This is a genomic window from Phaeobacter sp. CAU 1743, assembly GCF_039839315.1.
Taxonomy (GTDB): domain Bacteria; phylum Pseudomonadota; class Alphaproteobacteria; order Rhodobacterales; family Rhodobacteraceae; genus Phycobacter; species Phycobacter gallaeciensis_A.
Window position 1 is genome coordinate 91,412 of sequence record NZ_JBDOQR010000011.1, and the last position, 11,108, is coordinate 102,519.

The following is an 11,108-nucleotide window of genomic DNA, read 5'->3' on the forward strand; positions in this document are numbered from 1 at the left end:
CTTGTCGGGCTGTCCCGGTGCGCCCCGAACTGTTAGCCCGGGCGCATGGTCTTGGCGATGAGCGTACGCTGAATCTGCGAGGTTCCGCCGCCGATGGTGCTTTGCATCCCTTCGCGGAAATACCGCTCCATATCTGCTTCGGGCAGCATCGAGTGGCCACCCAGGATCTGCATTCCGTTGCGCGTCACCGTCTGCAGCGTCTCGGAGGCATAGAGCTTTGCCATCGAGACCTCTCGCGTGCAGGGCGTCTTGGCTGCGGCCAGGCTGGCGGCGCGATAAACCAACAGCCGGGCGGCATCGACCTGGGTCTGCATGTCGGCCAGCATGTGGCGGATCACCTGAAAGTCGAAGATCGGCTTGTCGAACTGAATCCGTTCGTGGGCGTAGCGCAGAGCATCGTCTACGGCTGTCTGGGCATTGCCCACATAGGCGGCGGCCACGGCCACGCGTTCCAGTTCCAGATGGTCGGTGATGATCTTCCAGCCATCGTTTTCCGTGCCCAGCAGCGCATCGGCCGGCAGTTTCACGTCGTCCACGAAAATCTCGGTGGTGCCGGTTGCGCGGCGCGCCATGGTCGGCAGCTTGCGGATGTCCAGACCTTCGGTGTCATTGGGGATCAGGAAAACCGACAGCCCCTTGTGTTTGGGCGCGTCGGGGTCGGTCCGGGTCAGCATTGCAAGGATTGCGTTATCGGCCGCAGCGCCCGAGCACCACAGTTTCTGCCCGTTGACGACCCAGCCGTTGCCGTCGCGCCGCGCGCGGGTCTTTGTCGATGCCGCATCCGACCCCGCGCCCGGTTCGGAAATCGAGATCGAAAAGCGGATGTCGCCATTGAGGAAGGGCTGGATGTACCGCTCTTTTTGCTCGGGCGTGCCGAATTTCTCGACATTCATCGCGGTGAACGTCGCCACCATCAACCCGGTCGAGAAGTCAAAGCCGTATTTGGCCAACCCTTCGCACATCAGGGCATAATCCATGATGTCACCGCCAAGACCGCCGCTCTCTTCTGAAAACAGGATGCCGAGCCAGCCCTGCTTGGCCACTTTTTCATAGGCTTCGTAGGGGTATTTGCGCTCGCGGTCGCAATTGCGGATATAATCGCGGCCGATCTCTTCGTCGACGAAACGCTCGACGGTGGCGCGCCACATCTCTTGCTCGGGTGTCAGAAAGTTCATGCGCTCTGTCCTTGTGTCTTGTCGTGCGCCGCACGGATTTTGGCCGGTTCTCCGGGGCGATCCAGACGCGACTTGCGGATCAGCAGGCTGAACTCGCAGCGCAGGACCGTTTCGTCCCGCTGGTTGATGCCTTCCAGTTTGCTGGTCACGACGCCGTGCCTTTCGTCATGGTCCTTCAGGTCGATGATTTCGGTGCGGGCCCAAAGGGTGTCGTTGATAAAAGTGGGCCGCAAAAAGCGTAGCTTGTCACAGCCATAGAAAGCGGCCAGCACGGAACTGTCGAAGGGGATCATCGCATTGACGATCGAGAACACGAGGCTGCCCTGCACGAGGCGCTGGCCATACAGAGACGATTTGGCGTGCTCGACGTTGGAGTGAAGTTCCAGCCAGTTCCCGGTCAACATGCAGAAATTGACGACATCGGTTTCGGTCATCGTCCGACCGCTCGAAATGCCGGTCTGGCCAAGTGACAACTCTCCAAAAGGGTGACGTATCACGTTGATTTCTCCTGTCCGTCCGCCTTTGATGACAAAACGATCAAGGCATCGGCGGCGACCAATCCCTTCCCGTCGGCCCGAACCATCACAGGGTTGATTTCAATTTCCGAGATCAGATCGGCGTTCTCGGCAAAGAAAACAGATATGCGTGAAATCAGGTCTGCCAGGGCATCTTTGTCGGCCGGTTCTGCGCCGCGTAGTCCAGTCAGCAACCGCGCCCCCGGACCCGATCGCAGCATGGCCGCGGCAGTTTGCGGGGTGGCGGGCGCAAGCCTGATTTCGGCGGCATCAATCAGTTCTACAAGGATGCCGCCAGGACCGGCCAGAACGATCGGACCAAAGGTGTCGTCGCGTTTGCAGCCGATAATCCATTCGGCCACGGACCCTTCTTCCATTTCCTCGATCAGCGCCGTGCCGCCCGCAAAACGTTCCGCCATTTCCGCGGCGGCCTGTTTCGCCTCGTCGGGGGAAAGACCCAAACGGACGAGCCCGTGATCGGACTTATGCGGATAGTCATCGTGACACAGCTTGGCGACACAGCGCCCGTGGTCGGGGTCACGTCGGGGCACCGGGATTCCAATCCGTTGCAGCAGATCCTTCGCATCGGCCTCGTGGATAACCGTGCGCCCGGCACGCTGCCAGTTTTCCAGCGTTTCTCTTTGGGTCATGCCACTTCTCCTGTCGCGACCGCGAGTGCGGCGAGGCCCGATGCCGCCCGAGCGGGCGAATCATAGACAGGAACGGCTCGTTCGCGCAGCGCCTCGCCCGAGGCATTGCTGCGTGCCGAACCGGTCCAGACGATCAGAATCGGCTTGTCTGTGCTGTCGAACGCCTCGGCCAAGGCCTCGATGAACTGCTGATCTGGCACAAATGTGATAATTGCGATGGCAATATCCACGCCCGGATCGGCGGCAACGGCCTCCAGACAGCGTCCGACATATGTGGGATTCGCCAAAACCACACCGGTCAGATCGACCGGGTTTGTCACCGACCCATAAAAGGGCACATAGCGCGACAGCGCCGTCTGCGTCGTTTCATCCAGCACCGGAACCTCGAAGCCGGCGCTTTCGGCCAAGTCGGTCATTTCGACGCCAAGCCCGCCGGTGACAGAAATGATCCCGACCCTGTTTCCGGCAGGTCGTCGACCCGCGGCGAGCGCCGTCACGGCATCGACGGCGGCGACGGATTCACGGGCGCGGATGACACCGGTTTCGCGAAAGACCGCGCTGATCACCCGGTCGTCCCCGGCCATGGCGCCGGTATGCGACTGGACCGCGCGTGACCCGGCGCGGCTGCGCCCACCCTTGACCGCGACAATATGCTTCCCCGCCTGTGTCAGCCGCTGGGCCGCTTCGGAAAAACGGCGTCCGTCGCGCAGTTCCTCGACGTAGCAAAGAACCACCCGCGTCTGGGGGTCGTTGCCCAGATAATCCAGCAGGTCCGCTGCGGTCAGGTCGGTTTCGTTGCCGCTGGAAACGATGGCGTTGATGCCCACGCCGCGTTCGCCCAGGCGCAACGCCATAAGGCCCGCAAGCGCGCCGGACTGGGAAATCATGGCCACGGGACCAGGCCGAAGATCGTTGAACATCGGGCTGAAGGTCAGTTGCAGGTCCGCCGCGGGGCGCACCACGCCTTCGCAGTTCGGTCCGACCAGTCTGAAGGGCGCGTCTTGCATGATCCGGCGCAAGCGCTCTTCGTTGTCATGCCCTTCTTCCCCGGCTTCGGAAAAGCCCGAGGTGACCCCGACCACGACCTTTACATCGAGCCTGGTGCAGGTCTCCAGAGCGTCCAGCGCGACCCCGACCGGCGTTGCCAGCACAACCACGTCGATCGGGCTGTCAATCTCGTCCAGACTGCGCACAGCCGGAAGGCCTTCGATCTCGCCGCCCGAAGGGTTCACGGGGATAATCGTGCCGCTGTAACCGTTGCTCTTCAGCAGGGCCATGACGGCCTGCCCCAACTTGCCCTTGGTGCGGGACGCGCCGACCACCGCAATGGTGCGAGGGTCGAACAACCCGTCCAGTGCGTCGGCTACCGTGGGCCGGCATGCCGTCATTCGATTCGTGTTTGGCTCTGCCATTCTTTCCTCCGTCAAGTGAAAAAACATCGGCTCGTTTCGGCGATCTAACGGTTGTTCGATTGTTCTCGCAATGGATTCTAGTTCCGAGCAGAATGAGGCTTTCAGAGCCGCAAACTAGGGCTTGACGTCGGAAAATTCGCAGAACGAGGCAGACACGTGAAAATGGAAAATGGGCCACTGAGCGATGTCAGGGTGATTGAACTGGGGCATGTGATCGCAGCACCGATGTGCGGCGCATTGCTGTCCGATTTTGGCGCCGACGTGGTCAAGATCGAGCGTCCGGGGCAGGGTGACATGCTGCGGGTACTGAGCGCGCGGGCCAGTGATGGCGTTGGCGCCTGGTGGAAGACCCTGGCACGAAACAAGCGTCTGATGGCGCTGGATTGGAAGAGTGAAGACGGCCGCGCCATTCTGCGCCGGCTGGTCGAAAACGCCCATGTGCTTATCGAGAACTTTCGACCCGGTGTTCTGGAACGGGCAGGGTTGGCCCCAGAGGTCCTGCATGAGTGGAACCCCGATCTGGTGATCGTGCGGATCTCGGGCTATGGCCAGACGGGGCCGCGCGCCTCGTGGCCGGGTTTCGGTCGGGCCGGCGAGGCCATGAGCGGACTGGCGCACATCACCGGCTTTGCCGACAACGCGCCGATGCACCCCGGCTTTCCCGCTGCGGATTCGACCACAGGCCTGATGGCGGCCTACGGCGCGATGATGGCGCTGCATGCGGTGCAGAACGGCCGCGCCCGGGGGCAAGTGGTGGACCTGGCTATTTTCGAGCCGCTGTTGCGCCTGATCGACTATCACGTTCCGACGCGAACCGGCGCGGGGCTGCCGGTTGACCGAAACGGGCTCCAGGCGCCCAATTCCTACGCCCCGGCGGGGGTGTTTCGCGCCCGCGACGGGAAATGGGTCACAATCAGCGCAGGCAGTGCCGCGACCGGGCGGCGGCTTCTGGAAGCCGCGGGCGGAAAGGAATGGGCGGAACAGCCGCAATTCCAAAGCCTCGATGGCTTCGCGGAGCACATGGACGAGATTGTGGACCGTCTCGGCGCATTTGTGGCACAGCATGACGCGCAGAAGGCGATTGACATCTTCCAGGCCCACGATGCCGTGGCTGCGATGGTCTATGACGTCGATGACATCCTGGCCGATCCGCAGATCGCCGCGCGAAGGGACATTGTTGGGGTGGAGGGCGACGACACCAAGGTCGTCGGACCCGTGCCAAAGCTGGACAAGACGCCGGGACGGCTGCGCTGGCTTGGGCGCCGCGAACTGGGTGCTGACACCCGGGCGATTTTACAAGAGCTCGCGTACGACACCGGGCAAATCGACACCCTAATCGAACAAGGCACTGTGGCCGAACCGGGCCGCTGAGCCGGGTCTGCAAGACGTGAGGAGAAAATCATGACCTATCAGATGACATCCGAACAGCAGGGAATCCGCGATGCGATCCTGCGGATCTGCGAAGAATTCGACGACGAATTCTGGCTGACACGCGATCGCGTAGGCGGTTTCCCGCGAGAGCTGCATCAAAAGCTGGCCCGCGATGGCTGGCTGGGGATTGCAATCCCCGAAGAGTACGGAGGTGCCGGTCTTGGCATCGTCGATGCCGCGATCATGATGCAGGCCATTGCGGAATCCGGCGGCGGCAACAGCGCCGCATCGGCGATTCACATGAATATCTTCGGTCTGAACCCAGTCGTGAAATTCGGCACCGATGACCAGAAAAAGAAATACCTTCCGCCTTTGGTGGCAGGCGATGAACGTGCGTGTTTCGGGGTGACCGAGCCGACAACCGGTCTGGACACCACCAAACTGAAAACACGCGCCGTGCGACAGGGTGACCGATATGTGGTGCACGGCCAGAAGGTCTGGATTTCAACCGCCCAGGAGGCCGACAAGATCCTGTTGCTGGCGCGCACGACCCCGCTTGAGGACGTCAAGAAACCGACAGAAGGATTAAGCCTTTTTTACACCGATCTGGACCGATCTTTCGTCACCGTGCGCGAGATCGAAAAGATGGGCCGCAAATGTGTCGACTCGAACGAACTGTTCATCGACGGGCTTCCGATCCCCGCCGGGGATCTGATCGGCGAAGAAGGCCAGGGCTTTCGTCAGATCCTGCACGGGCTGAACCCCGAACGGGTTCTAATTGCCGCTGAAGCAGTCGGAATCGGGCGGAATGCGCTTCGGCGCGCCGCGGATTACGCCAATGAGCGCGTCGTTTTTGGCAGACCAATCGGTCAGAATCAGGGTGTACAGCACCCCCTGGCCGCCAGCTGGGCGGAACTGGAGGCGGCCAACCTGATGGCGATGCACGCCGGCGCGCTCTACGACGCGGGCAAGCCCTGCGGAAATGAAGCCAACGCAGGAAAATATCTGGCCGCCGAAGCGGCGGTGAAGGCGACACAGACCGCGCAGCTGACCTTCGGGGGGTTCGGATACGCCAAGGAATACCATGTCGAGCGTCTTGTTCGCGAGGCCATCCTGTTCCGCATCGCGCCGGTCACCCCGCAGCTGGTGCTTTCGTTTATCGCGGAACATGCCCTCGGCCTGCCAAAATCCTACTAGTTACGAACATCAAAGGAAGTCCCATGCGAATTCATGGAATGGATGCCATTTTCAACCCTCGCTCGGTAGCGGTGATTGGCGCCTCAAGCGATCCCAAGCGCATCGGCGGAAGGCCGGTGGATTTTCTCAAGCGGCACGGTTTCGACGGCCCGATCCTGCCTATCAACCCGAAATCGCCAGAGGTGCAGGGCCTGACGGCGTATCCGTCGATCTCGGAGGCACCCACGACACCGGACCTGGCCGTGATCGCGCTGCCCGCGCCGCTGGCCGTTCAGGCGGTCGAACAGTGCGCGGCCCAAGGTGTGCGGGGGGCGGTGATCTTCAGTTCGGGGTTCTCGGAGGTCGATGCCGACGGGGCCGCCCTTCAGGCGCGCATGGTCGACATCGCGCGCGAGGGCGGCATGCGGCTTGTGGGGCCGAACTGCCTTGGCATCGCGAATGTGCGCCACAACCTCTATGCGACATTCACGCCCGGGGTCGAAAAACACCTGCCAAAACCCGGCGGCGTGTCGATCGTCAGTCAAAGCGGCGCGTTCGGCTCGTATTGCATGACGCTCGTTCGAATGCGCGGACTTGGGGTCAATATCTGGGCGACGACGGGCAATTCCTGCGATGTCGATTTTGCCGATGCCGTGGCCTATTGCGCGCAGGATGACGATACCCGCGTCATCATGGGATATCTCGAAGGGGCAACCGATCGCGACAGGCTGGTCGAGGCACTTGAGCTGGCGCGGGCCCGGGGAAAGCCGGTGGTCATGATGAAGGTCGGGCGCAGCGCGGTCGGAGCAGAGGCCGCGCAGTCGCATACCGCCTCATTGGCTGGGGCAGACGCGGTTTATGACGCGGCGTTCCGGCAGTACGGCGTTTACCGGGCGCAATCGGTCGATGAAATGTTCGATGTGACTTATGCCTGTGCCGAATCCGCGTCGATGATGCAGGGCGACCGGCTGGGCCTTGTGACAGTCTCGGGCGGGGTCGGGGTGCTGATGGCCGACGAAGCCGAAAAGCTGAAACTGGACGTGCCTGCGCTTCCCGATCATGCACAGAAAAAGCTGAAAGAGGTGCTGCCATTTGCCGGTGTCCGAAACCCGGTCGATGTGACGGCGCAGCTGGTCAACCAGATCGATCTTCTGGAAACCAACATGGATGTGTTGTTTGGTGACGGCGAGATCGATGGGGCCATCATCTTCATGTCGACGGTCGGACTTGTCGCCGACCTGAACGAAGCCATTCGGCGCGGACTGGAGCGCATTCGCGAGAAATATCCCGATCGGCCAATGCTGTTCTGTTCGCTGACAGAGCCAGAGGGGCGCGCCGCGTACGAAAAGTCGGGGTTCATCGTGTTCGAGGAACCGACCCGTGCAGTCCGGGCGATGGCCGCATTGCGCTATTTTGCCCGTTCCTTCGCGCGGGCAGGCGAAAAGGACCCGATACCCGAACTCTCCAACCTGTCGCCGTTGCCGGACGGAATTGTGAACGAGATCGAGGCCAAGGCCCTGCTTGCAGAGGCCGGAATCGGGATCGTGCGCGAAACCCTGGCCACCACCCCCGAAGCGGCAGCTCAGGCAGCGCAAGAAATGGGATTCCCGGTCGTGCTGAAGATTGCCTCGCCCGACATCTTGCACAAATCCGACATCGGGGGCGTCGCGCTTGATCTGCGTTCGGCCGAAGATGTCCGCTCTGCCGGGGCACGAATCTTGGAATTGGCGTCCGAGAAGATGCCCGGTGCGCGGATCGACGGGCTGGTCGTGGCGGAACAGGCAGCACCTGGACTGGAGGCTATACTCGGCGTGACCCAGGACCCGGCTTTCGGCCCGGTGGTCATGTTCGGTCTGGGCGGGGTGTTTGTCGAGGCCCTCGAAGACGTGTCTTTCCGCGTCGCACCATTCGGACCTGTCGAAGCGCGCCGTATGATTGACGAAATCCGCAGCCGCAAACTGCTGGACGCATTCCGGGGCGCGCCCGAACGCGACATCGACGCCCTCGCCGGCGCCCTTGCCCGACTGTCTGCTTTTGCCGCCCATCACGGGGCCGCGCTTGAGACCATTGATGTCAATCCATTGATCGTCGGAGCAAGCGGGCAGGGAGCCGTCGCCGCTGACGGTGTGATCATACCCGCCAATCGAGGAGGCCACTGACAACCGAACCCGAAATCTTTCCTGATCCCCAAGCCGCTTGCGGCGTGCCCCCGGCAGTTTTCTAACAGTTGACAGAATTTACAAGCGCGGCCATCCTTCCGTATGGAACGCTGTGCATATAACTGCACACGAAGGGAGGAGATCATGGAAACCGCGCATCAGACTTCAGCAAGAACAGGCGGCGATCAAATTGTGAAATCGGTGGCGCGCACCTGTCAGACTTTGGTGTATTTCGATGAAGTTCAGCGACCGCTTTCGGTCGTGGAAGTGTCCAAGGAACTGGGGTACCCGCAGTCAAGTACCTCGGCGCTGCTCAAAAGCTTGGTGAAGCTTGGATTTCTGACCCACGATGCCCGAAAGAAGAGTTATTTTCCCACCGAGCGCGTTCCGCTTTTAGGGTCGTGGATGAATCCAGATCTGTTCGGCGAAGGCACCATCCACCGGCTGCTCAAGGCAATTTCGGAACGCACACGGCATGTGGTGGTTCTGGCAACCAAGAATGGGGACGAAGCCGAGTACGTGCAAGTTGTCCGCCCGAAAGATTCGCCGATCCACCACATATCGCTCGGGACACGTCGTCCGCTGGGTAACTCAGGTGTCGGGCGCGTTCTGATGAGTCGTTTCAGTGACGACGAAGTGCGCAGTCTGTTCCGCAGGATCAACGCCTATCGCGCGCCCGACAAACCGGCAGTGGATGTGAAAGCTTTCGTGGCCTCGTTGGCAGAAACCCGTGCCAAGGGCTATTACCTCTCAACCGATCAGGTGGTTCAAGGGAGCGGCTTGATTTCCATGCCGTTTCCTAACCATCTGAACTCGCGGCTTTTCGCTGTCGGGGTTGGCGCTCCAACTGATGTTATCTTGAGATCCGAAAAAGAGATCGTAGGGATCATGCACGAAGAAATCGTTCGAAATCTGAAGAAGATGGGTCAACAGTCCCTGACCGCCTGACCGCCTGGATCAGCCAGCGCCGTAAAAAATGGCCCGGCTTGACGAAGACGGGACTTGGGGGGCGCGGACGAAACGCGCCACTTGCCAATGTCAGGGTCCGTTTTCAGGCGGCGGAAATAGCCTCTTCGCGTCAGGCTCAAGGTTGAGCCTGACCGGCGGGGCGTCGTTAGCACCGGCATCCCCGAAGGCCGGGCGGTGTAGGATGCGCTGCCCAGAGCAGTGCGACCACGGTTTCGGCCCGCCCCAAGAATACCGGCTTGAAGAGAGGCGCCGCGAAAGAGGCCGACCATCATCGTGTTGATCGTAAGCGGCGTCTACGCCCCACCGGAGTTCAGCTCGACGGCTTGAAGTTCCAGGGTAGCAACTCGTCGATCCGGTTCGCGGGATGCCCTGCCGCGATCGCCTCGAGCGTCGCCTTGAGATAGACAAAGGGTACGATTTCGTTGATCTTTGCTGTGGCGATGAGCGAGGCGATGCGGCCCCAGGTCCGACCACCTTCGTCGTGGCCGGCGAAGAGTGCGTTCTTCCGCGTCAGGGCGATCGGCCTGATGAGATTCTCCACGGCATTGGAGTCGATCTCGACGCGTCCGTCCTGCAGGAAGGTCTGTAGCCCGTCCCACTGCCGGTGGATATAGGCGAGTTTCTCTCCGAGGCGGGACTTGGCGGAGATCCGGCGGCGCTGGCTCTGCAACCATTCGCCGAACTGGGCCACCAGCGGCGCGGTGCGTGTCTGTCTCGCCGACAGGCGCTGTCCCGGTCCCATGCCGCGGATCTCGGTTTCGATCCGGTAGAACTCGGCGATCCGGCGCAGCCCCTCGGCGGCGATCTCCGATCCATCACGGTCGAAGACTTCCTTCAGCTTCCGGCGGGCATGTGCCCAGCAGTGCGCAACCGTGATCGGCGCGCCGCCCTTGCGCGAGGGGCGCGTCAGCCGATCGTAGCCGGGATAGCCGTCCAGCTGCAGGATGCCGTCGAAGCCCTGCAGGATCTGCTCCGCGTTCACGCCGGCGCGGCTCGGGCGGTAAGTGAAGACCACGCCGGGCGGGTCATCGCCGCCCCAGCCCCGATCATCTCGGGCCAGCGCCCAGAGGAAGCCAGTCTTCGTCCTGCCTCGCCCGGGCTCCAGAACCGGCGCCGTCGTTTCGTCCATGAAGAGTTTGCCCGAGCCCTTCAGGTGCTCGGCGAGCCGGTCGACCACCGGGGCAAGGTGGAAGGCCGCGGTGCCGACCCAATCGGCGGGCGTGCTGCGCCGAAGGTCGATCCCGGAACGCGCGAGGATCTGGCTCTGGCGATAGAGAGGCAAATGGTCGGCGAACTTGGCGACGAGCACATACGCAATGGCGCCCTCGGTCGGCAGCCCGCCCTCGATCAGGAAGGCAGGGGCTGGCGCCTGGGTGACCCCTTCGGCGTAGGCACGGCAGGCATACTTGGGTCGAACCGTCACGATGACGCGGAGCTGGGCCGGCACGATGTCCAGCCGCTCGCTGCGGTCCTCGCCGATCCGGTGCATCGTGCCGCAGCCGCAGGGACACTCCAGGCTGGCCGGCTCGATCATCTGCTCGATCCGGGGGAGGCTCTCAGAGTCTGATTCAAAACTTTTCGAGTGAATTCATTGTCTTGCGAGCATCCGCGTGACGCGGCGGATGTGTGCGATTGTGACCCAAGCTGCCGCGCTGGCGATGGATTTTTCCCAATCCTTCGA

General features: G+C 62.0%; 8 protein-coding genes and 2 pseudogenes. 4 read left to right on the top strand and 6 right to left on the bottom strand.

The genetic code is table 11. The annotated features are described in order from the left end of the window. Window positions 1-32 precede the first annotated feature (32 nt). Genes AAFO90_RS06770 through AAFO90_RS06785 form a run of 4 tightly spaced genes read right to left on the bottom strand, consistent with a single transcriptional unit; the run spans window position 33 to window position 3,752 of the window. Entirely contained in the window at window positions 33-1,175 is a 1,143-nt protein-coding gene (locus tag AAFO90_RS06770; protein ID WP_027264354.1) for an acyl-CoA dehydrogenase family protein, read from the bottom strand. Next, window positions 1,172-1,609, bottom strand: coding sequence for a MaoC/PaaZ C-terminal domain-containing protein (locus AAFO90_RS06775; protein WP_051372686.1), 438 nt, complete (start codon window positions 1,607-1,609; stop codon window positions 1,172-1,174). Before AAFO90_RS06775 ends, AAFO90_RS06770 begins: the two co-directional genes overlap by 4 nt. A 59-nt stretch (window positions 1,610-1,668) precedes the next feature. Beyond that, the gene (locus AAFO90_RS06780; RefSeq protein ID WP_027264356.1) at window positions 1,669-2,340 is read right to left on the bottom strand and encodes an acetate--CoA ligase family protein; all 672 of its coding nucleotides are present in this window, start codon (window positions 2,338-2,340) and stop codon (window positions 1,669-1,671) included. After that, a complete protein-coding gene (locus tag AAFO90_RS06785; RefSeq protein ID WP_223228102.1) occupies window positions 2,337-3,752 on the bottom strand; it encodes an acetate--CoA ligase family protein in 1,416 nt (471 codons plus the stop codon). Before AAFO90_RS06785 ends, AAFO90_RS06780 begins: the two co-directional genes overlap by 4 nt. A 162-nt stretch (window positions 3,753-3,914) precedes the next feature. On the opposite strand from AAFO90_RS06785, the gene AAFO90_RS06790 reads away from it, so the two are divergent. The 4 genes from AAFO90_RS06790 (at window position 3,915) to AAFO90_RS06805 (ending at window position 9,406) form a co-directional block, all read left to right on the top strand. Further along, the gene (locus AAFO90_RS06790; protein WP_027264358.1) at window positions 3,915-5,123 is read left to right on the top strand and encodes a CoA transferase; all 1,209 of its coding nucleotides are present in this window, start codon (window positions 3,915-3,917) and stop codon (window positions 5,121-5,123) included. A gap of 30 nt (window positions 5,124-5,153) precedes the next feature. After that, complete coding sequence (locus AAFO90_RS06795) at window positions 5,154-6,320, top strand: acyl-CoA dehydrogenase family protein (protein WP_027264359.1); 1,167 nt, start codon at window positions 5,154-5,156, stop codon at window positions 6,318-6,320. 23 nt (window positions 6,321-6,343) lie between these two features. Further along, window positions 6,344-8,458: an acetate--CoA ligase family protein gene (locus tag AAFO90_RS06800; RefSeq protein WP_027264360.1), complete on the top strand. Its 2,115-nt coding sequence runs from the start codon at window positions 6,344-6,346 to the stop codon at window positions 8,456-8,458. 144 nt (window positions 8,459-8,602) lie between these two features. Continuing rightward, the gene (locus tag AAFO90_RS06805) at window positions 8,603-9,406 is read left to right on the top strand and encodes an IclR family transcriptional regulator C-terminal domain-containing protein (protein WP_027264361.1); all 804 of its coding nucleotides are present in this window, start codon (window positions 8,603-8,605) and stop codon (window positions 9,404-9,406) included. A 331-nt stretch (window positions 9,407-9,737) separates the two neighbouring features. Here the strand turns inward: AAFO90_RS06805 and AAFO90_RS06810 are convergent. Both AAFO90_RS06810 and AAFO90_RS06815 read right to left on the bottom strand, forming a co-directional pair. Beyond that, window positions 9,738-10,982, bottom strand: a pseudogene (locus tag AAFO90_RS06810) (IS66 family transposase); the annotation flags it as partial. 33 nt (window positions 10,983-11,015) lie between these two features. Then, window positions 11,016-11,108: pseudogene (locus AAFO90_RS06815) on the bottom strand (IS5/IS1182 family transposase); the annotation flags it as partial.